Genomic DNA, 24,492 nt, shown 5'->3' with positions numbered 1-24,492 from the left:
TACGGTCCGCCCGGCTCGGCCGCCCCGGTTACTTGATCATGTAGATCGTGGCGAAGAGGCCGATCCAGACGACATCGACGAAGTGCCAGTAATAGGACACGACGATGGCCGCGGTCGCCTGCTCATGGGTGAACCTCTTGGCCGCGTAGGTGCGCCCGAGGACCAGCAGGAAGGCGATGAGACCGCCCGTCACGTGCAGGCCGTGGAAGCCGGTGGTCAGGTAGAAGACCGAGCCGTACGGGTCGGACGAGAGCGACAGGCCCTCGTGCTTGACCAGCTCGGTGTACTCGAAGACCTGACCGCCGATGAAGATCGCACCCATCACGAACGTGACGATGAACCACATCCGGAGCTTCTTCACGTCCCCGCGCTCGGCGGCGAACACGCCGAGCTGACAGGTGAGGGAGGAGAGCACCAGGATCGTGGTGTTGGTCGCCGCGAACGGGAAGTTCAGGGTGTCGGCCTTCTCCGACCAGAACTCCGGACCGGTCACCGATCGCAGGGTGAAGTACATCGCGAAGAGGGCCGCGAAGAACATCAGCTCGGAACTCAGCCAGATGATGGTTCCGACGCTGGTGAGGTTCGGCCGGTTGACCGACGGGTGCGCGTGCCCGGTATCTACTGTCGTTGCTGTCGCCACGACCGACATTATGTCGGTCGCTTATCCCGCCCTCACTCCGGGGGGTGCCGTTCGGAGTGTTGGTCCGTTCCGTACCGGTGCTGACGTGGTGTTCAAGGGAGTAGCATCCGCGCATCGGGCCCTGTCCGTCTTGTTGTCCGCACGACGTCTGATCTTCTGCGTAACGGAGGAACAATGCAGCCGACCGCCACGGTGCTGGTCTACAGCGACGACTCCAACACCCGGGAGCAGGTGCGGCTCGCCACCGGGCGCCGGCCCGCTCCGGACGTTCCCGCCGTGGAGTTCGTCGAGTGCGCCACCCCTGCCGCCGTGATCAAGGAGTTGGACCAGGGCGGGATCGATGTCTGTGTGCTGGACGGTGAGGCCGTGCCCATGGGGGGCATGGGAGTGTGCCGGCAGATCAAGGACGAGATCTTCGCCTGTCCGCCGGCGCTGGTGCTGATCGGGCGACCGCAGGACGCGTGGCTGGCCACGTGGAGCCGGGCTGACGGAGCGGTGACGCTGCCGGTGGAGCCGGTGGAGTTCGCTTCGGCGCTCGCCTCGTTGCTCCGCAAGAAGCGGGCACTGAGCGCCTAGGGTCCGCAACACGCCCCAGTAACCTCGGGGTGCCCGGCGTGCGGGGCGTCCGGGGCCGGTTCGTAACCGGCCCTCAGACCGATTCCGGCCGCAGTCGTGCCTGGACCTCCGGGCGGGGTGCTTCCTTCGTGCCGCCCACCAGCGCGCTGCCCTCGCGCCATTTCTTCCAGTCGAGGTTCCAGTCACCGAAGCCGTTGCCGAAGGGGGCCATGGTGTCGCCGGCCGAGTTGACGACCTGCACGATGTCTCCCTCGTTGATGGTGTCGTAGAACCACTGGGCGTTGCCGGTGCTCATGCCGGTGCAGCCGTGGCTGACGTTGGCGTATCCCTGGGAGCCGGTGGACCAGGGGGCGGCGTGGAGGTACTCACCGCTGTGGGTGACCCTGACGGAGTTGTGGACGATCAGGTCGTAGAAGTCCGCGGCACCTATGCTGGCGCTGGTCATGCGAACGGTGCCTTCCTTGGCCAGAACGACCTTGACGCCGTTGCGGGTTTCGTAGCCGGGCATGCCCGTGGTGACCGGGATCTGCCTGATGACCTTGTCGTTCCTGTAGACGGTCATCTGGTGGGCGGCGGCGTCGGTGACGGCGACGATCTTGTCGCCGGTGGTGAGTTCCACCGGCTTGGCCTTGCCGCCCCGGAGCCGGTCGCCGATCTTGATGCCCTCCAGGTTGCTGTGCACCTGAAGGGTGGCGTTCGCGGGCCAGTACTCCTTGGGCCGGTAGTGGAGTTCCTTGTCGTCCACCCAGTGCCAGGCACCCTCCACGGCGGGCGTGGAGTCGACCTTCAGGGCCCGCTCGACGACGGCCCGGGCGGCCTTGTCCTCGACGGGGACGCTCAGGGTGGCGGTGACGGGCTGGCCGACGCCGTACTCGCCCGCCTCGGGGCCGAAGGTGACGTTCAGGCGCTTCTTGGTGAGGGGGCGGCCGGTGTCGAAGGCGAGGGTCTCCCGGCCGGGGGCGCCGTCCTTGTTCTCGGTGCTCACCCGGACCGTGTAGCGGGCGTTGGCGGCGAGCGGTGAGGTGGAGTGCCAGCGGGCGCCGTCGGCGGAGAGTTCGCCCGCCACATACCGTCCTGTGGCGTCCACGGCCGTGACGTCGGTGATACGTCCGTCGGCGGCGGTGACCTCCAGCGGCTTGTCCGGGTCGGCCTTCTCGCCGTCGCCGGTCGGGGCGCTGAAGGAGATCTGGTCGGCCGCGTCGTACGGCTTGGCCGAGAGCGGGTGGCCGCCGGAACCGCAGGCGGTGACGCCCGCCCCCAGGGAGACCACCAGCAGGGTGCTGCTGACGATCGTGCGGTGGCGGCACGGGCGCGCCGGCGTCGAGAGGCTGAGCGCGCGGAGGCCGCCCGGAGGGTCGAGCACGCTCGGGCTCTCGACACCGGCTATGACGCCCCTGGAAGATTCTGTAGTGCTCATGGGTTCAACGTAGGAACGCCCGTCAAGCGCGGCGCGCCGGGTGACCCGAATGGGCTACTTCCGGCGTGGCAAAAGAGGGAAGCCCGGACCTCCTGTCGGAGTGTCCGGGCTTCCGTGCGCTGGGCGCGTGCTACTGGTTCTGGTTTTCGCCGCGGTAGTACTCGAAGACCCAGCCCCACAGACCGAGCAGGATGATCGGGGTCGAGAAGTACAGCAGCCACCAGCCGAAGACGACGCCCATGAAGGCGAGCGCGCCGCCCACGCCGAGGGCGAGGGGCTGCCAGCTGTGCGGGCTGAAGAAGCCCAGCTCACCGGCGTCGTCCGCGACGTCGGCCTCCTTGTCGTCCTGCGCGCCCACGTCGACCCGCCGGGCCGTGAAGGCCAGGTAGTAGCCGACCATGATGCACAGGCCGAAGGCCAGGAAGAGCGCCGTGGTACCGGCCGGCTCCTTCGACCACGCGCCATAGACGATCGCCATGGCGAGGACGAAGAGGCTCAGCCAGATGAACATCTGGCCCTGGATCTTCACTTGCCGGCCTCCTTGCCGCTGACCGCGAGCTTCTCGGCGGCGGGGCCGCCTTGGGCGAGCTGTTCGAGCGCCGTGATCTCCGGGTGGTGCAGGTCGAACGCCGGGGACTCACTGCGGATCCGCGGCAGGGTGAGGAAGTTGTGCCGAGGCGGCGGGCAGGAGGTCGCCCACTCCAGCGAGCGGCCGTAGCCCCACGGGTCGTCGACGCCGACGGGCTTGCCGTACTTGGCCGTCTTCCAGACGTTGTACATGAACGGCAGGATCGACAGACCGAGCACGAACGAGGCGATCGTGGAGACCGTGTTCAGCGCGGTGAAGCCGTCGGCCGCGAGGTAGTCCGCGTACCGGCGCGGCATGCCCTCGGCGCCCAGCCAGTGCTGGACGAGGAACGTGCCGTGGAAGCCGATGAACAGCGTCCAGAAGGTGATCTTGCCGAGTCGCTCGTCGAGCATCTTGCCCGTCATCTTCGGCCACCAGAAGTGGAAGCCGGAGAACATCGCGAACACCACGGTGCCGAACACCACGTAGTGGAAGTGCGCCACCACGAAGTACGAGTCCGAGACGTGGAAGTCCATCGGCGGCGAGGCCAGGATGACACCGGTCAGACCACCGAAGGTGAAGGTGATCAGGAAGCCGGTCGCCCAGAGCATCGGCGTCTCGAAGGACAGCGAGCCCTTCCACATCGTTCCGATCCAGTTGAAGAACTTCACACCGGTCGGTACGGCGATGAGGAACGTCATGAAGGAGAAGAACGGCAGGAGCACGCCACCGGTGACGTACATGTGGTGCGCCCACACCGTCACGGACAGGCCGGCGATCGCGATCGTCGCGCCGATCAGACCCATGTAGCCGAACATCGGCTTACGGGAGAAGACCGGGATGACCTCGGAGATGATGCCGAAGAACGGCAGGGCGATGATGTACACCTCTGGGTGTCCGAAGAACCAGAAGAGGTGTTGCCAGAGCAAGGCGCCGCCGTTGGCCGCGTCGAAGATGTGGGCACCGAACTTGCGGTCCGCCTCCAGGGCGAACAGCGCGGCGGCGAGGACCGGGAAGGCGAGCAGGACCAGGACACCGGTCAGCAGCACGTTCCAGGTGAAGATCGGCATGCGGAACATGGTCATGCCGGGCGCGCGCATGCAGATGATCGTGGTGATGAAGTTGACCGAGCCGAGGATGGTGCCGAAGCCGGAGAAGGCCAGACCCATGATCCACATGTCGGCGCCGACACCCGGGCTGCGGACCGCGTCGGACAGCGGGCTGTAGGCGAACCAGCCGAAGTCGGCCGCGCCCTGCGGGGTGAGGAAGCCGCCCACCGCGATCAGCGAGCCGAAGAGGTACAGCCAGTAGGCGAACATGTTCAGCCGCGGGAACGCCACGTCGGGCGCGCCGATCTGCAGCGGCATGATCCAGTTGGCGAAACCGGCGAACAGCGGCGTCGCGAACATCAGCAGCATGATCGTGCCGTGCATCGTGAACGCCTGGTTGAACTGCTCGTTCGACATCAGCTGCGTACCCGGGCGGGCGAGCTCGGCGCGCATGAAGAGCGCCATCACGCCGCCGATGCAGAAGAACGCGAACGACGTGACCAGGTACAGCGTGCCGATCGTCTTGTGGTCAGTGGTCGTCAGCCACTTGACGACGACCTCACCACGCCGCTGGCGCTTGACCGGCAGCTCGTCCTCGTAGTAGGACCCCGCTGCATCGGCACCCTGAGGTTCGTTGAGGATGCTCACAGTTGGTTCGTCTCCCGGTTCTTCTCGTGGCTCGTCTGCTCAATGCCGGCCGGGACGTAACCGGTCTGACCCTGCTCCGCGAGCTCCTTGAGGTGCTGCTCGTAGCGCTCGGGAGAGACGACCTTCACGTTGAAGAGCATCCGAGAGTGGTCCACGCCGCACAGTTCGGCGCACTTGCCCAGGAAGGTGCCCTCCTGGTTGGGGGTCACCTGGAAGGCGTTGGTGTGGCCCGGGATGACGTCCTGCTTCATCAGGAACGGCACCACCCAGAAGGAGTGGATGACGTCACGCGAGGTGAGGACGAAGCGGACCGTCTTGCCCTCGGGGAGCCAGAGGGTCGGGCCGGGGTTGCCGGTCTGCGGGTTCTCGTCACCGGGAATGCCGCAGGTGTAGACACCGCCGGCGTTCGCCGGGAAGTCCTTCTTGTACCGGTCCGGGATCGCGGCCAGGTTCTCGTCGGTGGTCGCGTCGCCGGAGGAGCCTTCGACGTTCTCGATGTAGTTGAAGCACCAGCTCCACTGGAAGCCGACCACGTTGACCGTGAGGTCGGGCTTCTTCGACATGTCGAGGAGCTTCGACTCGTCGCGGGCGGTGAAGTAGAAGAGCACCGAGACGATGATCAGCGGGACAACCGTGTACAGCGCCTCGATGGGCATGTTGTACCGGGTCTGCGGGGGAACTTCGACCTTGGTGCGGCTACGCCGGTGGAAGAAGGCACTCCACAGGATCAGGCCCCAGACCAGTACGCCCGTGGCGAGCGCGGCGGCCCACGAGCCCTGCCACAGGGAGAGGATCCGCGGAGCCTCTTCCGTGGTCGGGGTGGGCATACCAAGGCGGGGGAAGTCCTTGTATGTGCAACCGGTGGCGGTCGCCAGGACCAGGCCCGCAGTCAGTGCCTGCAGCAGCTTCCGCCGCATCGGGCGCCGCGGCATGGGGGTACCACCCGCGCCCTTTAGGCAGCGGGGGAGGTCGGAGCCGTTGGGACTCACGTAGCGCCTTCCCGAGAGTCTCGCCCGCGCGGTAAGGCTGCGGCCTCCTCGCTGGTCGGTCGCCGCCCTGCGACGGGCAGGGGTTTGGATGTTTATGCGGACCAAACCCTACTGGACGCGTTTTGGGGTCGCGCGGGAGGGGGTGCCAACTCGCCGGGGGGCATTCGCGGCGGCTGCTCGGCGGTTCCGGGTGCGCCTGATAGCCCGGGGTTGGGGTGGTTTGGCGAGTGCGCGCGCGTTGCGGTTGTTCGCGCCCACACGGCGGAGCCGCACGTGACAGCCCCGCGCCCCTGTCTGTTCCGAACTCAGGCTTCAGAGGTCCTTGCACTGTGAGCGCCCGGGTCGAGCGGCCTGGCACCGCATCTCGCCGCGTTGCCGAGAAGCCCCGGCAGTTCCTCCCCCACGCTCGACTTCGCTCGCGCGGGAGGGGCCCCATCGAGGGCTCTCCGGCGCCTTGCGACGCACGGCACCAGACCACGCGACCTCATCCGGCGCTCACAGCGCAAGGACCCCTTAGCGTTGCCCTGTGGCCTACTTCGACGCTGCTTCCTCCGCTCCCCTTCATCCCGTTGCCCGGCAGGCGTTGCTGGCTTCGCTGGACGAGGGGTGGGCCGATCCCGCCCGGCTCTACCGGGAGGGGCGGCGGGCGCGGTTGCTGCTGGACGCCGCCCGGGAGGCCGCCGCCGAGACCGTGGGGTGCCGGGCCGACGAGTTGGTGTTCACGTCGTCCGGGACGCGGGCGGTGCACTCCGGGATCGCGGGGGTGCTGGCGGGGCGGCGGCGCGTCGGGGACCACCTGATCGTGTCGGCCGTCGAACACTCTTCGGTGCTGCACGCGGCGGAGACGCACGAGGCCGGCGGTGGAACGGTCACCCGGGCGGCGGTGAGCCGTACCGGATCGGTGTCGGCGTCCTCGTACGCCGAGGCCCTGCGGGACGACACCGCGCTGGCCTGTCTGCAGTCCGCCAACCACGAGGTGGGGACGGAGCAGCCGGTGGCCGAGGTGGCGGCGGTGTGCCGGGCGGCCGGGGTGCCACTGCTGGTGGACGCGGCTCAGTCGCTGGGGTGGGGGCGAGTGGGCGGGGACTGGTCGGTGCTGACCGGAAGTGCCCATAAATGGGGCGGTCCGTCCGGAGTCGGCCTGCTCGTCGTACGGAAGGGTGTGCGGTTCGCCGCGCAAGGGCCCGCCGACGAGCGGGAGTCGGGGCACTCCCCCGGATTCGAGAACATCCCCGCGATCGTGGCGGCCTCCGCCTCACTGCGGGCCGTGCGGGCGGAGGCGGACGCCGAGGCCGTGCGGCTGCGGGAGTTGACGGACCGTGTCCGCGCGCGGGTGCCGTCGCTGGTGCCCGATGTGGAGGTGGTGGGCGACCCGGAGCGCCGGCTGCCGGGGATGGTCACCTTCTCCTGTCTCTATGTCGACGGAGAGACGTTGCTGCACGAGCTGGACCGCGAGGGCTTCTCCGTCTCCTCCGGGTCTTCCTGCACGAGCAGCACGTTGACGCCCAGCCATGTGCTGCGGGCCATGGGCGTGCTCAGCGAGGGCAACGTCCGGGTGTCGCTGCCGCCGGGGACACCGGAGCAGGACGTGGAGCGGTTCCTGGCGGTGCTGCCGGGGGCGGTCGCGGCCGTACGGGAGAAGCTGGGGGCGCCGCCCTCCGCCGAGGTGTCCGCCGTCGAGGACGACGCCCTCGTCGTGGACGCCCTCGGCAGGCGGTGCCCGATCCCCGTCGTCGAGCTGGCCAAGGTCATCGGCGACGTCCCGACGGGCGGCACGGTCCGCGTCCTGTCCGACGACGAGGCCGCCCGCCTGGACATCCCGGCGTGGTGCGAGATGCGGGGCCAGGAGTACGTGGGCGAGGAACCGGCGGAACGCGGTTCGGCGTACGTGGTGCGAAGGCTGGGCTGAGGGGACGCCCGCGCCCCTTTCCGCTGAGGGGCGCGGGGCCGTGCCGATGTACGGCTGTCGCCGAGGCCGGCCTCAGCCGAGGTGGGCCCGTACCTCCTCAGCGGCGGCGTGGCCGTACGCCTTGGTGAACCGCTCCATGAAGTGCGCCCGGCGCAGCCGGTACTCCTGTGTTCCCACCGTCTCGATGACCAGCGTGGCGAGCATGCAGCCCACCTGCGCCGCCCGCTCCAGCGAGACCCCCCACGTGAGCCCGGACAGGAACCCGGCGCGGAACGCGTCGCCGACACCCGTGGGGTCGGCCTTGCGCTCCTCCTCGGGGCAGCCGACCTCGATCGGGTCGTGGCCGTCCCGCTCGATACGGACGCCCCGCGCGCCGAGGGTGGTCACCCGGTGGCCGACCCTGGCGAGGATCTCCGCGTCGGACCAGCCGGTCTTCGACTCGATGAGGCCCTTCTCGTACGCGTTGGAGAAGAGGTACGTCGCGCCGTCCAGCAGGATCCGGATCTCGTCGCCGTCCATGCGGGCGATCTGCTGGGAGAAGTCGGCGGCGAAGGCGATGCCCCGCGAACGGCACTCCTCGGTGTGGCGGAGCATCGCCTCGGGGTCGTCGGCGCCGATCAGGACGAGGTCGAGGCCGTCGACGCGGTCGGCGACGGTCTTCAGCTCGATGAGGCGGGCCTCGCTCATCGCACCGGTGTAGAAGGAGCCGATCTGGTTGTGGTCGGCGTCCGTGGTGCAGACGAAGCGGGCCGTGTGCAGGGTCTCGGAGATGCGCACGGAGGCGGTGTCCACACCGTGCCGGTCGAGCCACGCGCGGTACTCGCCGAAGTCCGATCCCGCCGCACCGACCAGGATCGGCCGCGTTCCGAGCTGTCCCATGCCGAACGCGATGTTCGCGCCGACACCGCCCCGGCGTACGTCGAGCTGGTCGACGAGGAAGGAGAGGGAGACCGTGTGCAACTGGTCCGCGACGAGTTGGTCCGCGAAGCGGCCCGGGAAGGTCATCAGATGGTCGGTGGCGATGGAGCCGGAGACTGCGATACGCACGGCGAGGACACACTCCTGCGAAGGGAGAGGGGATTGACAGTTCACGCTACCGGCTCGTCCACCGGCCCTGAAGCAGGCAAAACTACCCGATAGTAGGTCTTTATTCGCGGGGTTCACCGTGCGTACGGTGCCGTCATGACGAACCCCAAGATCCACGGCACCGTCCCGTTCGACCCGGACGGCGGCCTCGCGGCGCTGCGTGGCGACTGCGCCCGGATGGCTCCGCACTGGGCGGCCCCCACAAAGGTCATTACGGCTCCGGTGTCTCCTTCGCTCATCCACGGGGTGACGGTGCCGACGACCTCCGCGCGCATGGTCGACGCGATGTCCGACTACGGCGACTGAGGGAACCGTCGGCTCCCCTGCCGCGTCCCATCGCTGTCCCCCGTCCAGGGGATGCGGTGTACGACCAGCCGAAGGAGCGATGCGGTGAACTCCGAGCGACCCGACAACCCAGAGAACCGGGACGCGGGCCCCGAGCCCGACGCCGCCGAGGAGATCAGGGCTGGCGGGGATGACGTCACTGAGACCGATGCGGCCGACGAGGCCGCGGCGGCCACGGGCGGTGACGCGGACGGCGGCGCGGACGGCGGCGCGGACGGCGGCGCGGACGGCGGCGCGGACGGCGGCGCGGACTCCGAGACGGACCAGGGTGCGCGGGCCGATGCCGAAGGTGACGCAGAGGCGCGGGTCGCCGATGCGGCCGACACGGATGAGCGCGCCCCAGCCGGTGACGACGACGGTGTCAGCGGCGATGACCGCCATGTCGTGGAGGTCGGCGGTACCGAGAGGCCTCGTCGTCGTGCCCGGGCCGCCGTCGCTTCGGTGGCCGCCGCGGTGCTGTTGGTCGGGGGTGGCGGGGCACTCCTCGCCACGACCGCCTCCGGTGGGCCCGGCCCGGCCGACGGGGGCTCCAGCTCACCCGGCGGTGACGGCACTCCCCCGCCGCTCGCGCTCGACGGCCACACCGAGGGCGGTTCGAACGGCATCGCTCCCGGTGAGCCGAACCCCCATGGCGTGACCTACCGCGCGGACGGCGACCTGCCCGAGGGCCCCGGCTCCGCTCCGGTGTACCCGGTCGAGGGCGAGGTGACGGCCGCCGAGGTGGCCCGGCTCGCCAAGGCGCTCGGGGTGGCGGGCAAGCCCACGGCCGAGGATCAGGTCTGGCGGGTGGGGAACACCGGGGACGGTGCGGGACCGGTTCTCCGGGTCGGCAAGCAGTCGCCGGGGGCATGGACGTTCAGCCGGTCCACGCCCGGCACGGACGACTGCCAGAAGGTCGACGTCTGCACCCCCGGCGCTACGGCCGAGGGCGGCGACCCGGTGAGCGAGGCCGCGGCCAGGAAGGCGGCGGCCCCGGTGCTCAAGGCCGTCGGCCAGGACGACGCCAAGCTGGACGCGACCCAGCTCATGGGCGCCACGCGGGTGGTGAACGCCGATCCCGAGGTCGGCGGGCTGCCCACGTACGGCTGGTCGACCGGCATCCAGATCGGCGCCGACGGCCAGGTGCTCGGCGGCACTGGAAACGTGAAGACGCCGGTGAAGAGCGACACGTACCCCGTCGTCGACGCGGAGCGGGCGCTGAAGCTGATGAACGGCTCCGGTCAGGGTGCCGGCACGGCGCGCGGCGGCATCGGCGGCTGCACCGGGCCCGTACCGCTGGAGGGCGAGAACGGGACGGCCGGCGAGCGCGGGACGGTCGGGGCGGACGAGACGCCGTGCGAGCGGGTGACCACGCTGCCGAAGCCGGAGGCGGTCGCCGTCGAGAGCGCGGTGTTCGGGCTCGCCTCGCACCAGGTGGACGGCCGGCCGGCGCTGGTGCCGTCCTGGCTGTTCGAGGTGCGGCCGACGGGGGCCGAGGAGACCTTCACGGTGACGCATCCGGCGATCGACCCGACGTATCTGGCCGCCCCCGGGCCCCGGTCGGAGCCGACCGAGAAGCCCACCGGCCCGTCCTCGCACGATGTGCCGGTCCAGGGCTACACGGTCGACGGCGACGAACTGACCGTGACCTTCTGGGGTGGGGTGTGCAGCGACTACGCGGTCTCCGCGAGCGAGGAGTCGGGCAGGGTGACCGTCAGCGTGACCGCCACCCCCTGGGAGGGCAAGGTCTGTGTCCTGATCGCCGAGGCGGTGGAGCGGACGGTGCCGCTGGACGAGCCGCTGGGCGACCGGAAGGTGGTCGGATCGGACGGTGGGGCGATCCCGGAGGGCGGGATCGCGGAGCTGCGACCGCGGTAGACGGCTCAGCGCCTGTCGGGTGACCTCCGGTCTGGCGCCCGACAGGCTCTCACGCACCCACCTCGGTCACGCGTAGGTGCGAAGGCGACGTCCCCCTGAGGGGGACGTCGCCTTCGCACCTACGCGTGGTGCCACCACGCGCCCGGTGACCCCGACAGTCCTAGCTGAAGGAGTCGCCGCAGGCGCAGGAGCCCGTCGCGTTCGGGTTGTCGATGGTGAAGCCCTGCTTCTCGATGGTGTCGACGAAGTCGATGGTGGCGCCGCCCAGGTACGGGGCGCTCATGCGGTCGGTGGTGACCTTCACGCCGTCGAAGTCCTTCACCACGTCACCGTCGAGCGCGCGCTCGTCGAAGAAGAGCTGGTAACGCAGGCCGGAGCAGCCGCCGGGCTGGACGGCGACGCGCAGCGCCAGATCGTCACGGCCTTCCTGGTCGAGCAGCGCCTTGACCTTGCCCGCCGCGGCGTCGGTCAGGATGATGCCGTCGGTGACGGTGCTGGTCTCGTCCGATACGGACATCTACATCTCTCCCGGGTTGTACGGAGACTGCTTGCCGACGAGTGCAACCGCCGGAGCCCCGGATTCATTCCGGGCCGCGCGGATTTCCTACGCGTCTGTCTTCATGCTCGCACATGGCCCGTGCGGCGGGCACGGACCGCAGAGCGCCGTGGACAACCGCACGCCGGGATTCATGTCACATCGACGCTATGGGCATCGTCAAAGTGACGTGAAGCGGTTATGATAGATAGCGTCAATTCGACGAAAAGGAAACCCGAATGCCCCGCCGCCCCTCCCCCGGGCGGCGATGCCGCAGAACAGAAAGGGTGCGTGTCGTGACCACCGCCCAGACCCAGGAGCTCGACGTACAGCCGACGCCCCTCGCCCTGCTGCTGCTCGGCCGCGAGGCCGACCCGAGGAGCGAGCGCGGTGTCGAGTGCCCGGGCGACCTGCCCTCCCCGTCCGACCCCGGCCTGGTGGAGCGCGCCCGCGCGGCCAAGGAGAAGCTCGGGGACAAGGTCTTCGTGCTCGGCCACCACTACCAGCGCGACGAGGTCATCCAGTTCGCGGACGTCACGGGCGACTCCTTCAAGCTGGCCCGGGACGCGGCCGCGCGGCCCGAGGCCGAGTACATCGTGTTCTGCGGTGTGCACTTCATGGCCGAGTCGGCGGACATCCTGACCGGTGACGACCAGAAGGTCGTGCTGCCGGACCTCGCCGCCGGGTGCTCCATGGCCGACATGGCCACCGCCGAGCAGGTCGCCGAGTGCTGGGACGTGCTGACCGAGGCCGGCGTGGCCGAGCAGGTCGTGCCCGTCTCGTACATGAACTCCTCCGCCGACATCAAGGCCTTCACCGGCAAGCACGGCGGCACGATCTGCACCTCGTCGAACGCGAAGCGGGCCCTGGACTGGGCCTTCGAGCAGGGTGAGAAGGTCCTGTTCCTGCCGGACCAGCACCTGGGGCGCAACACCGCCGTGCGGGACATGGGGATGTCGCTGGACGACTGTGTCGTCTACAACCCGCACAAGCCGGGCGGCGGCCTCACCGCCGAGGAGCTGCGGGCCGCGAAGATGATCCTGTGGCGGGGGCACTGCTCCGTCCACGGCCGCTTCAGCCTGCAGTCCGTGAACGACGTACGGGAGCGGATCCCGGGGGTGAACGTCCTCGTCCACCCCGAATGCAAGCACGAGGTCGTGGCGGCGGCGGACCACGTCGGGTCGACCGAGTACATCATCAAGGCCCTGGAGGCGGCCCCGGCCGGCTCCAAGTGGGCCATCGGCACCGAGCTGAACCTCGTCCGGCGGCTGGCGAACCGTTTCGCGCCCGAGGGCAAGGAGATCGTCTTCCTCGACCGCACGGTCTGCTTCTGCTCCACCATGAACCGCATCGACCTCCCCCATCTGGTCTGGGCCCTGGAGTCCCTGGCCGAGGGCAAACTCGTCAACCGCATCGAGGTCGACAAGGAGACGGAGGCGTTCGCGAAGCTGGCGCTGGAGCGGATGCTGGCGCTGCCGTAACGCCCTGGCGTGGCCGGGCCGTAACGCTCCGGCGGCGTGGCCGGTCGAGTGACCGGCCCGCCCCGCCGTTCACCCCGAGTCGGACGTCCGCCCGGGGTGGGGTGCTCGGTCCACCCGTGGACGTACCAGCCCCGACTCGTACGCGAACACCACCAGTTGGGCCCGGTCGCGGGCGCCGAGCTTCGCCATGGCCCGGTTGACGTGGGTCTTCACGGTGAGCGGACTGACCTCCAGACGCTCGGCGATCTCGTCGTTGGAGAGGCCCCCGGCGACGTGCACGAGCACTTCGCGCTCACGGCCGGTCAGCGTGCCCAGCCGCTCGGTGCGGGCGCCGCCGCCGTCGGCCGAGCCGTCCGGCTGGGCGAGGAAACGGGCGATCAGGCCCTTGGTCGCGGCGGGCGACAGCAGCGCCTCACCGCCGGCGGCCACCCTGATCGCGCTCAGCAGTTCGTCCGGCTCGGAGCCCTTGCCGAGGAAGCCGGAGGCACCGGCGCGCAGCGACCGCACCACGTAGTCGTCGACCTCGAAGGTGGTGAGGATGACGACCCGGACATGGGCGAGCGTCGGATCGGCGCTGATCATACGGGTGGCGGCCAGCCCGTCCGTGCCCGGCATCCGGATGTCCATCAGCACCACGTCGGCCCGCTCCCGCTTCGCGAGCTTCACCGCCTCCGCCCCGTCCGAGGCCTCTCCCACGACCTCCATGTCCGGCTCCGAGTCGACGAGCACCCGGAAGGCGCTGCGCAGCAGAGTCTGGTCGTCGGCGAGCACGACACGGATGGTCATACGGGGTCCCCCGGGGCGCTGGTCACGGTCGTACGGCTTCCTCGGTGGCGGTCGTACGGGTCTTGAGCGGCAGGATCGCATGGACGCGGAAGCCGCGGCCGTAACGGGGACCGGTGGTGAGGGTGCCGCCCAGGGCGACGACACGCTCACGCATGCCGAGGAGGCCATGGCCCCCGCCGTCAGCCACGTCCTCTGGCCCGCCCCCGTCCGGTCCACCGTGTCCGGTGCCGTCGTCGAGGACGGTGATCTCCACGTTGGGGCCGACGTGTACGACGCTGACCTCGGCCTTCGCCTCCTGGCCCGCGTGCTTGCGCACATTGGTGAGGGCTTCCTGGATGACGCGGTACGCGGCGAGGTCGACGGCGGCCGGGAGGGCCACGCCCTGGTCGGCGCGGGCCACCTCGACGACGAGGCCCGCGCTGTGGAAGGTGCCGACGAGTTCGTCGAGCCGTACCAGCCCGGGGGCGGGTTCGGTGGGGGCCTCGGGGTCGCCGGACTGGCGGAGCAGCCCGACCGTGGCACGCAGTTCGTTGAGGGCGGAGCGGCTGGCCTCGCGGACGTGGGCGAGGGCCTCCTTGGCCTGGTCGGGCCGCTTGTCCATGACGTGGGCGGCGACTCCGGCCTGGACGTTGACCAGGGCGATGTGGTGGGCGACGACGTCGTGCAGGTCACGGGCGATCCGGAGGCGTTCCTCGGCGACCCGGCGACGGGCCTCCTCCTCGCGGGTGCGCTCCGCCCGTTCCGCGCGTTCCCTTATGGCCGCCACGAAGGCCCGGCGGCTGCGGACCGCGTCCCCGGCCGTGGCGGCCATGCCGGTCCAGGCGAAGATGCCGAGGTTCTCCTGGTCGTACCAGGGCAGGGGGCCGGCGAGCATGGCCGTGCCGGTCAGGCCCGTCATCGTGAGCAGGCCGACGCGCCAGGTGGTGGGGCGGTCGGTGGTGGAGGCGACCGTGTAGAGGGCGACGACGGCGGACATCGCGACGGGGGCGCGCGGGTCGCCGGTGGCGAGTTCGGTGAGGGTGAGGGCGCAGGTGGCCGCCAGTACGGCCATGGGGGCGCGGCGGCGGGCCACCAGGGTCGCGGCGGCGAGCACCATGAGCGTGACGCTCGTGGCGTCGGGGGTGCGCGTGCCCCACTTCTCACCGGGATGCTCGGCGTGCGGGTCGATGAACGAGCCGGCCAGCATGCAGACGAGGACGCCGAGCGCGAGGGCCCCGTCCAGCGCCATGGGGTGCGCCGTCAGCCAGGACCTCGCGCGCTGGAAGGTGCTCACGACTGATTACCGTACGGGGTCCCCGCAGCCGGCGGAACCGGTGGCTGCGGTACCCGGGGCCGGCGCGGACCCGGGGCTCCGTCCCGCTCCCGCCAGGCGCTGTGCCCGCGGACCTCCGCTGGACTCTTCGTCAGCTGGGGATCAGGCCGTCGTCGCTCAGCATCTCCCTGACCTCTTCCAGCGTCGCGTCCGGCGCCGGGAGGATCAGCTCCGACGGCTCCAGGGCGTCGTCGGGGAGGGGGGTGCCCAGTTCCCGGACCTTGTCCAGGAGGGCGTGGAGGGTGTGGCGGAAGCCCGGGCCGTCGCCGACCTCCATTTCCGCCAGGAGTACGTCGTCCAGCTTGTTCAACTCGGTGAGGTGGACGTCGTCCAGCCTCACCTGCCCCTCCCCCATGATCCGTACGATCATGTCGCCCTCCTCAGGCATGGGATCCGGATGTCGAGTGCCCGATGGCACAGGTCTACTGCTTGTCGAAGCGGGGGGTGTCCTGCTGCTGGGACTGCTGCTGCTGGGCCGACTGGCCCGGGCCGCCCTCGATGGCCTGCTGCGCGGACGAACCGCCCGCCAGCTCCGCCTTCATGCGCTGGAGCTCCAGCTCGACGTCCGTACCGCCGGAGAGGCGGTCCAGCTCGGCCTGGATCTCGTCCTTGTGCGTGCCGGACTGGTCGTCGAGGGCGCCGGAGGCGAGGAGCTCGTCGATGGCACCGGCGCGGGCCTGGAGCTGCGCCGTCTTGTCCTCGGCGCGCTGGATCGCGAGGCCGACGTCGCCCATCTCCTCGGAGATGCCGGAGAAGGCCTCCCCGATCCGGGTCTGGGCCTGGGCGGCGGTGTAGGTGGCCTTGATCGTCTCCTTCTTCGTACGGAAGGCGTCGACCTTGGCCTGCAGGCGTTGGGCGGCGAGGGTGAGCTTCTCCTCCTCGCCCTGGAGTGTGGAGTGCTGTGTCTCCAGGTCCGTCACCTGCTGCTGGAGGGCGGCACGGCGCGAGAGCGCCTCGCGCGCCAGGTCCTCGCGGCCGAGCGCGAGCGCCTTGCGGCCCTGGTCCTCCAGCTTCGACGACTGGGACTGGAGCTGGTTGAGCTGGAGCTCCAGGCGCTTGCGGGACGTGGCCACGTCGGCCACGCCTCGGCGCACCTTCTGGAGCAGCTCCAGCTGTTTCTGGTACGAGTAATCGAGGGTCTCGCGCGGGTCCTCGGCCCGGTCAAGGGCCTTGTTCGCCTTCGCGCGGAAGATCATCCCCATACGCTTCATGACACCGCTCATGGGCTTCGCGCGCCCCCTTCTGACGGACTCCAGCTCACAGTTCTGCGACAGAACCCACAGTACGGGCCCTGCATCCATTACCGCACTGTTCGGCGACGGATGCGCTCATCCCCAAGGACGACTGTGGACGGCGCCGCTCCGGCGTAGGGAGTAGGTGCCTCCCGGGTCCGCGTACAGGTCGCGCCCCGGAAAACCTCAGCCGCCTGCGGAGAAACGGCCACCGCGCTCCCCCTTTTCCGACTTTTCGGGTCTCCCTGTCCACTTTCGCCCCGGCTCTGTCCCCGGCACGGACGCCGGGTGTTGCCGGATCGTTCCCCACTCGGCTGGGGTCCATGCCCCGGCACCCCGTACCCTTGGGTTTTGTGTTCCGTAGCCGCGCCAAGAACGAGAAGGACCCGGCCGCCGACAAGGCGCCGGTGACCGACTCCAGGCAGACCCGTGACCCGCAGGCCCCCAAGGGGCGGCCCACTCCCAAGCGGAGTGAGGCCCAGTCCCAGCGTCGCAGCGTGGCCAACACGCCGACGACGCGCAAGGCGGCCTCCAAGCGCTCCCGCGACGAGCGCCGCGCCGTGCTCGAGAAGCAGCGCCAGGCGCTGGCGACCGGCGACGAGCGCTATCTGCCCGCGCGGGACAAGGGCCCGGTGCGCAAGTTCGCCCGCGACTACGTGGACTCGCGCTTCCACATCGCCGAGTTCTTCCTGCCGCTGGCCGTGCTCATCCTCGTCCTCAGCCTGGTGCAGGTGGCGGCGCTGCAGAATGTCGCGCTGCTGCTGTGGCTCTTCGTGATCATCCTGATCGTGGTCGACTCGATCAGTCTCGGGTTCCGTCTGAAGAAGCAGCTGAACGCGCGCTTCCCCGAGCAGAACAAGAAGGGCGCCGTGGCCTACGCCCTGATGCGCACACTCCAGATGCGTCGCCTCCGGCTGCCGAAGCCGCAGGTCAAGCGCGGAGAGCGGCCCTGAGCACGACCACGTTCTCCGGGGGCGCCGCGGAGGCCTGGCTGAACCGGCTGGGCACCCTGCGGGAGGTCGTACGGCAGGAGCTGGTCTCCCGCCAGGTGGACGAACAGATAGTCGGGCGTTTCCCGGTCGGGCAGCGGCTCCGGGTTCTCGACGTGGGCATGGGGCAGGGCACTCAGGCGCTGCGGCTCGCGCGGGCCGGACACGCGGTGACCGGGATCGAACGGGAGCCGAAGCTGATCGCCGTGGCCCGCCTGGCTCTCACCGCGGAGCCCGAGGGCATCCAGGGCCGGGTGCGGATCGTCGAGGGCGACGGCCGGGACACCGGTGTCCACTTCCTGCCGGGCAGCTTCGACGTGGTCCTCTGCCATGGCGTGCTGATGTACGTCGAGGAACCGGACGCCCTGCTGGCGGGGCTGGCCCGGATGCTGGCACCCGGCGGTCTGCTCTCCCTGCTCGTGCGGAACGGCGACGCGCTGGCCATGCGGGCGGGGCTGGCCGGGGACTGGGCGGGGGCGCTGGACGCCTTCGACACCACCGCGTACCGGAACCGGCTGGGGCTCGACGTGCGGGCCGACCGGCTGAGGGCCCTGACGGGCACGCTCGCGGGGATCGGGGCGCCGCTGCACGCGTGGTACGGGGTGCGGGTCTTCACGGACCTGGCGGCGGACGACGCGGGGGTGCCCGACGGGCAGGGGCTGGACGCGTTGCTCGCGGCGGAGGAGCGGGCGGGGCGGACGGATCCCTATCGGCGGGTGGCGGCGTTGCTGCACCTGTGCGGAGTACGGGGCTGACCTTTCCGCACCCCTCGGGGCTTTGCCCCGGACCCCGTTCGCGCTGTTCCCCACGTATCCGCACCCGCCCACGCACCCCGCCCTCCCGGGCTCTCCCGCGGGGATCGGGGGCGGAGTCCCGGGCCGGCCCCGCCCCGCCTCGGAGCGCTACGCGTTCAGGCTCATCGGCCCGTAGATCTCCGTCGTGTCCTCGAAGAGCCGTACCTGGTCGGCGCCGCCTTCGAGGAGCGCCTTCCAGTTCTCCCCGATCCACGACTCGGCATCCCCCTGGGTCGTGAACTCCTCGGGCTGGACCGCGGGCTGGACCTCCGTCCCGTCGGCCTTCTCGAACCGCCATGTCCATGCCGTCATGTGCGCCTCCGTAGGTACCGGCCCGGCACCGCACACGGCACCGAGCAAGATCCGGTTCACCCTGAGCCTAGTCGGACGAGCAAGACCTGCGGGTGCCGACGGGAATACGGGAAAATCGGGTCTGTGGAATTGACTCTGCTCGGTACCGGCGCCCCCGCGGGACTACCCCGCCCCGACTGTCCGTGCGCGGCGTGTGCGACCGCGCACGGCCCTGCCGCGCGCGGGGCGACCGCGCTGCTCGTGGACGGCACGTTGCTGCTCGACCTCACTCCGGGCGCCGCACTGGCGGCTGCGCGCGCCGGGCAGTCGCTGGCCGGTGTGCGGCAGGTGCTGCTGTCGCATCCGCACGACGGGCCCGCCGTGGAGGTGCCGGCGGGGCTGCCGCAGCCGGTGCGGGTGCCGGACGGGCGGGAGCTGGCGCTGCTGACCGGGCACCGGGTGCTGGCACAGGCGCTGGACGCGCCGGGGACCGGGTACGCGGTGACCGGGCCGGGCGGGCAGCGACTGCTGTACCTGCCGCCGGGAGGTGCGCCCGCCGGGCTGGAGGAGCAGTCGGCGGAGCCGTACGACATGGTGCTCGCCGATGTGCTGGGGCGGCCTGACGCCCTGGCGCGGCTGCGAGCGGTGGCAGCCGTCGGGCCGACGACCGATGTCGTCGCCGTGCACCTCGACCACGACGTGCCGCCGGGAGGCGAGTTGCCGCGCCGGCTCGCGGCGGCGGGCGCGCGCGCCGTGCCGGACGGGACGACGCTGACGGTGGGCGTCTACGAGGACGTGCCCGATGTGCCGCGCCGCACCCTCGTGCTCGGCGGGGCGCGGTCCGGGAAGTCGGTGGAGGCCGAACGGCGGCTGGAGGCGTTCCCCAACGTGCTGTACGTGGCGACGGGCGGGACGCGGGGCGGGGACGGGGAGTGGGCCGCGCGGGTCGCCGCCCACCGGGAGCGGCGGCCCGGCTCCTGGCGCACGGTCGAGACCTGCGACCTCGTACCGCTGCTGAAGGAGGACGACGGGGCTCCGCTGCTCGTCGACTGTCTGTCGCTGTGGCTGACGGATGCCATGGACGCGGTGGGGGCGTGGGACGACGCCGAGTGGGCCGGGGGCGGGGAGCGCGCGCTCCGGGCGCGTGTCACCGAGCTGACCGACGCCGTACGGCACACGCGCCGCACCCTGGTCACCGTCTCCAACGAGGTGGGTTCCGGCATCGTGCCGGCCACCGCCTCCGGCCGCCGCTACCGCGACGAACTCGGGCGCCTGAACGCGGCGTTCGCGGCGGAGTGCGAGCACGTGCTCCTGGTGGTGGCCGGGCAGGCGCTGGCTCTACGGGGCTGAGGCGTCACGCGGGGGCTCCGCAGGGGCCGGAGGGGCTGTGGGGGCCGATGGGGCGGCCGGAGGGACTGCGGGGGCGGCTGGTTGTGCCGGGTAGCGCGCGATGATCCGGTGTGCGCGGGGCGGGAGGGGGCGCGGGCACGGGCGGTCAGCACTTCGTAGCCCAGTGACTCCAGTTCGGCGAGCAGGTTGCGCAGGGGCATCAGGTGGAGGGGACACGGGCGGTCGCAGGACTTCCAGGGCAAGCGGCCTCTGAGGGCCAGCGTGCCGAACGGGCGGACCGGGTCCGGGACTTCGACGAGAAGGTGGCCGCCGGGGCGCAGGACGGTGCGGGCGGCGCGGAGTTCCTCGCGGGGGTCGGCGGTGTGTTCCAGGTGGTGGAACATGCTGACCACGTCGTAACGGGCGCGCAGCCGTACCGCGATCTCCGGGTCGGTGAGCAGCCCCTGGTGCGCCTCCTCGACGCGCCCGGCCACCCGCGCCCGTTCGACGCGCGGGGTGGGGTCGAGGCCGTCGAAGGCCGTGTACGGGTGGATCTCGCGCGCGGCCTCCGGGAAGTAGCCGTGGCCGGTGCCGGCGTCGAGCCAGCTCTCCGGTTCGGGGTACGGCAGCATCGCGCGGGCGGCGGCCCGGTGGTGCCGGCGGCGCAGTCGTCCGGCGAGGTTGGAGCGGATGTGATCATCGGCGGGGTGCCGGTGGTGGCGGAGCAGCAGTCCGTCCGCCGTGGGCCGGGGGTTCTGGAAGGCGTGGGAGCAGTCCCGGCACTCGTCTACCACGAAGGTGCCCGGCGTGCGCCGCTCGCCCTCCGGCCCACGCACCCGCGTGCGCAGTTCCCGCGAGCCGCACCACGGGCAGTCGTCTCGGCGCGGCGCATGGAACGGATCGACGCCTCGGGCGAGTCGGCCGGGGTCCGGCCGTGGGGTGGGGGACATGGCGGCTCCTGCGACAGGGAGGGACGTATCAATATTCCGTATCAAAACGGTACGTAGACGGTCGCGATCCCGGGTGCAATGACGTGCCGGTGGTGTGGTGCGGCGTCCGTACGTCGCGGGGTCACGGTGTGGCGGGGTCGTGTTCGATCGCTGCCGGTACTGTTCGGCGAATGAGCTCGCTTAATCTCGACGACTTCACCGATCTGATCGAGCGCCCCGACGGCGGGGTGCGCCGCGACGCCGAGGCGCGGCGGGAGAGGCAGATCGCGCCTCCCGGGGCGCTGGGCCGCCTCGACGACCTGGGTGAGTGGCTGGCTGCGGCGCAGTCGGCCGTGCCGGTGCGGCCGATCGGCCAGGCTCGTGTGGTGCTGTTCGCGGGCGATCACGGGATCGCCGGACTCGGCGTCTCCGCGCGGGCCGCGGGCACCGCGGAGGAGTTGGTGCGGGGCGTCCTCGACGGCGGCAGCCCGGTGGCGGTGCTGGCGCGGCGGCTCGACGTCCCCGTACGCGTGGTGGACCTCGCGCTCGACTGCGACCCGGACACGCTGCCCGCGGAGGTCGTACGGCACCGGGTGCGGCGCGGGTCCGGGCGCATCGACGTCGAGGACGCGCTGAGCCGGGAGGAGGCGGAGGCCGCGTTCCGGGTGGGCGTCGCCCTCGCGGACGAGGAGGCGGACTCCGGGACGGACCTCGTCGTCCTGGGCGATGTGAGCGTCGGCGGGACCACGGCGGCGGCCGTCCTCGTGGCCGGGCTGTGCGGCACCGACGCCTCCGTCGTCACCGGGCGCGGCGGCCGGGCGATCGACGACCTGGCGTGGATGCGCAAGTGCGCGGCCGTACGGGACGCCCTGCGGCGGGCCCGGCCGGTCCTCGGGGACCAGTTGCAGTTGCTCGCGACCGTGGGTGGGGCGGATCTCGCCGCCATGACCGGGTTCCTGTTGCAGAGCGCGGTGCGGAAGATGCCGGTGATCCTGGACGGAGTCGTGTCGGCGGCGTGTGCGCTGGTCGCCCAGCGGGTCGCCTTCCGGGCGCCCGACTGGTGGCTCGCCGGGCAGAGCAGTGGGGAGCCGGCCCAGGCCAAGGCGCTCGACCGCATGGCCATCGAGCCGCTGCTCGATCACGGTGTGAAGGTCGGGGAGGGTGCGGGTGCGCTGCTCGCGCTGCCGCTCGTGCAGGCCGCGGCGGCGTTGGCGGCGGAGCTGCCGGAGCGGGAGCCGGCGGAGCCGGAGACGCCCGCGGCGGACAAGGCCGAGGAGAAGAACCTCGCCGAGGAGTACGACGCGACCTGACGGTGCCCCGGCAGGCGAATCGTGGGGCTGCCCGCGTCGGACGCGCGGGTCGTGGACACCGGGCCGTCGGCGGCGGTGGTCGGGCTCGCCGTGTTCGCGGGGTGGCGGTACCGGGCGTACGTCACGGCGGGCGCGGTCGTGGTGGCCATGGTCGTCGAGGTGCTGGTGAAGGAGAACCTCGCGGGCGAGGAGCATCTGGCGGCGACCGCGGCGGTGCTGGTGGTGTGCGCGGTCGTCGCCGTACGTCAGCGGCGCCGCGCCGGGTCGGTCGGCCCTGCCGGACCGGGCGGACTCGCGGCAGCCGTCGGAGCTGCTCCCGGCGCCGGCGTCACGTCCGGGGTGCCGCCGATCCAGTCCTGAAGGCGGCGGCCGGGGCCCGCCCAGCGGCGGTCGTGGCGGTAGGCGCGCCGCCAGGACCGGGCGCGGGTGCGCGGGCGACGCCGGTAGAAACGGCGGGCCCAGGCGGAGGTGGGGCGGGCCAGACGGATCGCGCCGATGACGGCGATCAACGGGATGACCACGCCGAAGATCGCCGTCCGGGGCTTGCCCTTGCTGAGGGCGATCAGGGCGATGAGGAAGTTCGTCCCCATGCTGACCATGACGGCGCCGCGGTCCTGGAGCTCCTCGTCACTGAGGTCGTTGACACCGAAGGGCAGAAAGCCGACCAGCATCAGGCCCACCAGGGCGGCCGTCAGCACGACCACCTCGACGCTCCGGCGGCCCGCCTCACTCCAGTACACGTCGGCGAGGTGCAGGATCAGGGCGAACTCGTCCAGCACCAGGCCCGCGCCCATGCCGAACAGCACGGCGGAGATCAGTGCGCCCCAGCCGTGCCGGTCACTGGCCACCGAGCCGAACCCGCCGACGATGGCGAGGACGACACCCGGGACGACGTGGTGGATGTGCACACCCCCGCCGCCGCTGATGTTGCGGAACGGGCCCTTGCCCGCCCGGATGAGGCGGGTGATGACCCTGGTGATCAGGAACGTCAGTACGAACGCGGTGAGCGCGAGAAGCAGCGGCAGTTTGCCCGGCTCGATGATGTTCCGCTCCCACCAGAGACCCATATGCGAACTTTATCCACCATCGTCGCTGGGCGCGCTGCCCTGCCCGCCGGATAGCCTGCGCCGGTGTCCACGACCCCCGAGCCCACGGCCCCCGAGCCCGGTCCCACGGTCCCGGCGTCCGCGCCCGCGCCCGCGCTCTCGGACGGCCTCCGTTTCGCCTTCGGCACACTGACCGTGCTGCCGGTGACGGTGCACCGCTGGGACCGCGAGGCCGCGCGCGCCGGGATGCTGTGCGCGCCCGTGGCCGGGCTGGCCGTCGGCCTGGTCGCGGCCTCGCTCGGCGGCCTCCTGCTCGTCCTGGGCGCCGGACCGCCGCTCGCCGCCGTGGCCTCCGTCGCCGTACCTGCCGTCCTCACCCGGGGCCTCCACCTGGACGGGCTCGCCGACACCGCCGACGGGCTCGGCAGCGGCAGGCCCGCCGAGGACGCGCTGCGGATCATGAAGCAGTCGGACATCGGGCCGTTCGGCGTCATCGCCCTCGTCCTGGTGCTGCTGGCCCAGGTCGCCGCGCTCGCCGAGGTGTACGGCCGGTCGTGGACGCTGGGCGCGCTCGCGGCGGCCGTCTCGGCGACCACCGCCCGGCTGGCCCTGACCCTGGCCGCGCGCACGGGCGTAACGGCCGCCCGGCCCGAGGGGCTGGGCGCGGCGGTGGCGGGGGTGGTGCCGGTGCGGGGCGCGCTGCTCGCGGCCGGCCTGGTCGGGTGTGCGGCGGCAGGCGGGGGAGCGTTCTTCGGGCCGTACGACATCGGCCGTACGGTGGTCGCGGTCGCCCTCGGCTGCGGTGCCGCCGAGTTGCTGTCGCGGCACTGTACGCGGCGGTTCGGCGGGGTGACGGGGGATGTGTTCGGCGCGCTGGCGGAGACCGCGGCGACGGCGGCGCTGGTCGTGTTCACCCTCGGGTGACCCTCCGCCAAGGCCTCCGGGTGATCAGCATGCCTCGCGCCACGCCCCCGGCTCCCCTTCCTTCAGCAGGGGAGTCCGCGGAACTGACGCGACCCGATGAGCTGATCACTCACCGGCCGGGACCTATCCAGGTCATGGCAAACGAGGGCGCGACAATGACCAGGACGCCACACAGGGGTGAACGCCCGCAGGGGTGATCGAAAAGGGCTGCCGCGCTATGCGCGGAGACCGGCGGGGCCACCCGCGCTGACCACGGGAGCCACGGCGCCGGCCCGGCGACAAGGGATCCCCCTATGGCTGAGTCATGGGGATCTCCCTGCACGGGCCGGGCCGAAATTCAGGGAGGCTGGTCGCAGCGGACGCCGCGCGGGCGGTGCGTGCGCGACCGGCGCCACGCCTCAGGTCCGATGGGCCGAACAAGGGCCTAGGCTCGTCCCCGGCACGTCGACC

Annotated in this window: 24 protein-coding genes and 1 pseudogene; 11 read left to right on the top strand and 14 right to left on the bottom strand. The window is 71.3% G+C overall.

All coding sequences use genetic code 11. From position 1 onward, the window contains the following. Positions 1-28: 28 nt before the first annotated feature. On the bottom strand, positions 29-649 hold the full coding sequence (locus WBG99_RS26600) for a heme-copper oxidase subunit III (protein ID WP_338898716.1): 621 nt from the start codon (positions 647-649) through the stop codon (positions 29-31). Positions 650-814: 165 nt separating this feature from the next. On the opposite strand from WBG99_RS26600, the gene WBG99_RS26595 reads away from it, so the two are divergent. Beyond that, positions 815-1,216: a hypothetical protein gene (locus WBG99_RS26595; protein WP_338898715.1), complete on the top strand. Its 402-nt coding sequence runs from the start codon at positions 815-817 to the stop codon at positions 1,214-1,216. Between the two features lie 73 nt (positions 1,217-1,289). Here the strand turns inward: WBG99_RS26595 and WBG99_RS26590 are convergent, their stop codons facing one another. The 4 genes from WBG99_RS26590 to coxB all read right to left on the bottom strand — a co-directional run bounded on the left by WBG99_RS26590 (position 1,290) and on the right by coxB (position 5,830). Beyond that, entirely contained in the window at positions 1,290-2,633 is a 1,344-nt protein-coding gene (locus WBG99_RS26590; RefSeq protein ID WP_338898714.1) for an Ig-like domain-containing protein, read from the bottom strand. 130 nt (positions 2,634-2,763) lie between these two features. Further along, positions 2,764-3,162, bottom strand: a complete 399-nt coding sequence (locus WBG99_RS26585) for a cytochrome c oxidase subunit 4 (protein ID WP_338898713.1) — start codon at positions 3,160-3,162, stop codon at positions 2,764-2,766. Further along, positions 3,159-4,898, bottom strand: coding sequence for a cytochrome c oxidase subunit I (ctaD, locus tag WBG99_RS26580; RefSeq protein WP_338898712.1), 1,740 nt, complete (start codon positions 4,896-4,898; stop codon positions 3,159-3,161). The genes WBG99_RS26585 and ctaD overlap by 4 nt, the downstream gene beginning before the upstream one ends. Next, entirely contained in the window at positions 4,895-5,830 is a 936-nt protein-coding gene (coxB, locus tag WBG99_RS26575; protein WP_338898711.1) for a cytochrome c oxidase subunit II, read from the bottom strand. Before coxB ends, ctaD begins: the two co-directional genes overlap by 4 nt. Before the next feature lie 583 nt (positions 5,831-6,413). Here coxB and WBG99_RS26570 point away from each other — a divergent pair. Beyond that, positions 6,414-7,796, top strand: a complete 1,383-nt coding sequence (locus WBG99_RS26570) for an aminotransferase class V-fold PLP-dependent enzyme (protein WP_338898710.1) — start codon at positions 6,414-6,416, stop codon at positions 7,794-7,796. Between the two features lie 72 nt (positions 7,797-7,868). Here WBG99_RS26570 and WBG99_RS26565 read toward each other — a convergent pair whose 3' ends face one another. After that, the gene (locus WBG99_RS26565) at positions 7,869-8,843 is read right to left on the bottom strand and encodes a carbohydrate kinase family protein (protein ID WP_338898709.1); all 975 of its coding nucleotides are present in this window, start codon (positions 8,841-8,843) and stop codon (positions 7,869-7,871) included. A gap of 135 nt (positions 8,844-8,978) precedes the next feature. Between WBG99_RS26565 and WBG99_RS26560 the strand changes: the two genes are divergently transcribed. Together WBG99_RS26560 and WBG99_RS26555 are read left to right on the top strand one after the other, a co-directional pair. Further along, positions 8,979-9,188, top strand: a complete 210-nt coding sequence (locus tag WBG99_RS26560) for a hypothetical protein (RefSeq protein ID WP_338898708.1) — start codon at positions 8,979-8,981, stop codon at positions 9,186-9,188. 84 nt (positions 9,189-9,272) lie between these two features. Then, positions 9,273-11,084: a hypothetical protein gene (locus WBG99_RS26555; RefSeq protein WP_338898707.1), complete on the top strand. Its 1,812-nt coding sequence runs from the start codon at positions 9,273-9,275 to the stop codon at positions 11,082-11,084. A gap of 160 nt (positions 11,085-11,244) precedes the next feature. On the opposite strand, the gene WBG99_RS26550 is transcribed toward WBG99_RS26555, so the two are convergent. Then, the gene (locus WBG99_RS26550) at positions 11,245-11,601 is read right to left on the bottom strand and encodes an iron-sulfur cluster assembly accessory protein (RefSeq protein WP_338898706.1); all 357 of its coding nucleotides are present in this window, start codon (positions 11,599-11,601) and stop codon (positions 11,245-11,247) included. Positions 11,602-11,915: 314 nt separating this feature from the next. Between WBG99_RS26550 and nadA the strand changes: the two genes are divergently transcribed. Continuing rightward, positions 11,916-13,100, top strand: a complete 1,185-nt coding sequence (gene nadA / locus WBG99_RS26545; protein WP_338898705.1) for a quinolinate synthase NadA — start codon at positions 11,916-11,918, stop codon at positions 13,098-13,100. A 69-nt stretch (positions 13,101-13,169) separates the two neighbouring features. Here the strand turns inward: nadA and WBG99_RS26540 are convergent, their stop codons facing one another. From WBG99_RS26540 to WBG99_RS26525, 4 genes are all read right to left on the bottom strand, one after another. Further along, positions 13,170-13,886, bottom strand: a complete 717-nt coding sequence (locus tag WBG99_RS26540; RefSeq protein ID WP_338898704.1) for a response regulator transcription factor — start codon at positions 13,884-13,886, stop codon at positions 13,170-13,172. A 22-nt stretch (positions 13,887-13,908) separates the two neighbouring features. Further along, on the bottom strand, positions 13,909-15,159 hold the full coding sequence (locus WBG99_RS26535; RefSeq protein ID WP_338898703.1) for a histidine kinase: 1,251 nt from the start codon (positions 15,157-15,159) through the stop codon (positions 13,909-13,911). Between the two features lie 130 nt (positions 15,160-15,289). Then, positions 15,290-15,568 carry a hypothetical protein gene (locus tag WBG99_RS26530; RefSeq protein ID WP_338898702.1) on the bottom strand — a complete coding sequence of 93 codons (279 nt, stop codon included), beginning with the start codon at positions 15,566-15,568 and terminating at the stop codon, positions 15,290-15,292. 52 nt (positions 15,569-15,620) lie between these two features. Further along, complete coding sequence (locus tag WBG99_RS26525; RefSeq protein ID WP_338898701.1) at positions 15,621-16,421, bottom strand: PspA/IM30 family protein; 801 nt, start codon at positions 16,419-16,421, stop codon at positions 15,621-15,623. 332 nt (positions 16,422-16,753) lie between these two features. Between WBG99_RS26525 and WBG99_RS26520 the strand changes: the two genes are divergently transcribed. Then, positions 16,754-17,383, top strand: coding sequence for a DUF3043 domain-containing protein (locus WBG99_RS26520; RefSeq protein WP_338898700.1), 630 nt, complete (start codon positions 16,754-16,756; stop codon positions 17,381-17,383). Positions 17,384-17,463: 80 nt separating this feature from the next. Next, positions 17,464-18,174 carry a methyltransferase domain-containing protein gene (locus WBG99_RS26515; RefSeq protein WP_338900500.1) on the top strand — a complete coding sequence of 237 codons (711 nt, stop codon included), beginning with the start codon at positions 17,464-17,466 and terminating at the stop codon, positions 18,172-18,174. Positions 18,175-18,321: 147 nt separating this feature from the next. On the opposite strand, the gene WBG99_RS26510 is transcribed toward WBG99_RS26515, so the two are convergent. Next, positions 18,322-18,525 (bottom strand): hypothetical protein, encoded by a 204-nt coding sequence (locus tag WBG99_RS26510; protein WP_338898699.1) that lies wholly within the window; start codon positions 18,523-18,525, stop codon positions 18,322-18,324. A 123-nt stretch (positions 18,526-18,648) separates the two neighbouring features. Here WBG99_RS26510 and WBG99_RS26505 point away from each other — a divergent pair, with 123 nt between their 5' ends. Then, positions 18,649-19,854 (top strand): bifunctional adenosylcobinamide kinase/adenosylcobinamide-phosphate guanylyltransferase, encoded by a 1,206-nt coding sequence (locus WBG99_RS26505; RefSeq protein ID WP_338898698.1) that lies wholly within the window; start codon positions 18,649-18,651, stop codon positions 19,852-19,854. On the opposite strand, the gene WBG99_RS26500 is transcribed toward WBG99_RS26505, so the two are convergent. Next, on the bottom strand, positions 19,755-20,783 hold the full coding sequence (locus WBG99_RS26500) for a class I SAM-dependent methyltransferase (RefSeq protein ID WP_338898697.1): 1,029 nt from the start codon (positions 20,781-20,783) through the stop codon (positions 19,755-19,757). The genes WBG99_RS26505 and WBG99_RS26500 overlap by 100 nt on opposite strands. A 170-nt stretch (positions 20,784-20,953) precedes the next feature. Here WBG99_RS26500 and cobT point away from each other — a divergent pair, with 170 nt between their 5' ends. Together cobT and WBG99_RS26490 are read left to right on the top strand one after the other, a co-directional pair. Beyond that, the gene (gene cobT / locus WBG99_RS26495) at positions 20,954-22,072 is read left to right on the top strand and encodes a nicotinate-nucleotide--dimethylbenzimidazole phosphoribosyltransferase (protein ID WP_338898696.1); all 1,119 of its coding nucleotides are present in this window, start codon (positions 20,954-20,956) and stop codon (positions 22,070-22,072) included. Between the two features lie 21 nt (positions 22,073-22,093). Beyond that, positions 22,094-22,432: pseudogene (locus WBG99_RS26490) on the top strand (hypothetical protein); the annotation flags it as partial. Here WBG99_RS26490 and WBG99_RS26485 read toward each other — a convergent pair. Beyond that, positions 22,318-23,139, bottom strand: coding sequence for a hypothetical protein (locus WBG99_RS26485; RefSeq protein WP_338898695.1), 822 nt, complete (start codon positions 23,137-23,139; stop codon positions 22,318-22,320). The pseudogene WBG99_RS26490 and the gene WBG99_RS26485 overlap by 115 nt on opposite strands. Before the next feature lie 168 nt (positions 23,140-23,307). On the opposite strand from WBG99_RS26485, the gene WBG99_RS26480 reads away from it, so the two are divergent. Next, positions 23,308-24,042, top strand: a complete 735-nt coding sequence (locus tag WBG99_RS26480; RefSeq protein WP_338900499.1) for an adenosylcobinamide-GDP ribazoletransferase — start codon at positions 23,308-23,310, stop codon at positions 24,040-24,042. The last annotated feature ends 450 nt before the right edge of the window (positions 24,043-24,492 follow it).

Origin of the sequence: Streptomyces sp. TG1A-60 (assembly GCF_037201975.1) — a bacterium.
Lineage (GTDB): Bacteria > Actinomycetota > Actinomycetes > Streptomycetales > Streptomycetaceae > Streptomyces.
Note: the sequence above shows the minus strand (reverse complement) of the source record. Positions and strands in the feature narration are given on the sequence as shown.

Bases quoted from the DNA above. Each gene is read 5' to 3' on its own strand.
- cobT (WP_338898696.1), top strand. From the start codon at position 20,954: ATGAGCTCGCTTAATCTCGACGACTTCACCGATCTGATCGAGCGCCCC.
- WBG99_RS26530 (WP_338898702.1), bottom strand. From the start codon at position 15,568: ATGATCGTACGGATCATGGGGGAGGGGCAGGTGAGGCTGGACGACGTC.
- coxB (WP_338898711.1), bottom strand. From the start codon at position 5,830: ATGCCGCGGCGCCCGATGCGGCGGAAGCTGCTGCAGGCACTGACTGCG.
- WBG99_RS26595 (WP_338898715.1), top strand. From the start codon at position 815: ATGCAGCCGACCGCCACGGTGCTGGTCTACAGCGACGACTCCAACACC.
- WBG99_RS26600 (WP_338898716.1), bottom strand. From the start codon at position 649: ATGTCGGTCGTGGCGACAGCAACGACAGTAGATACCGGGCACGCGCAC.
- WBG99_RS26520 (WP_338898700.1), top strand. From the start codon at position 16,754: ATGCCCCGGCACCCCGTACCCTTGGGTTTTGTGTTCCGTAGCCGCGCC.
- WBG99_RS26500 (WP_338898697.1), bottom strand. From the start codon at position 20,783: ATGTCCCCCACCCCACGGCCGGACCCCGGCCGACTCGCCCGAGGCGTC.
- WBG99_RS26485 (WP_338898695.1), bottom strand. From the start codon at position 23,139: ATGGGTCTCTGGTGGGAGCGGAACATCATCGAGCCGGGCAAACTGCCG.
- WBG99_RS26560 (WP_338898708.1), top strand. From the start codon at position 8,979: ATGACGAACCCCAAGATCCACGGCACCGTCCCGTTCGACCCGGACGGC.
- WBG99_RS26525 (WP_338898701.1), bottom strand. From the start codon at position 16,421: ATGAGCGGTGTCATGAAGCGTATGGGGATGATCTTCCGCGCGAAGGCG.
- WBG99_RS26540 (WP_338898704.1), bottom strand. From the start codon at position 13,886: ATGACCATCCGTGTCGTGCTCGCCGACGACCAGACTCTGCTGCGCAGC.
- WBG99_RS26510 (WP_338898699.1), bottom strand. From the start codon at position 18,525: ATGACGGCATGGACATGGCGGTTCGAGAAGGCCGACGGGACGGAGGTC.
- WBG99_RS26590 (WP_338898714.1), bottom strand. From the start codon at position 2,633: ATGAGCACTACAGAATCTTCCAGGGGCGTCATAGCCGGTGTCGAGAGC.
- WBG99_RS26550 (WP_338898706.1), bottom strand. From the start codon at position 11,601: ATGTCCGTATCGGACGAGACCAGCACCGTCACCGACGGCATCATCCTG.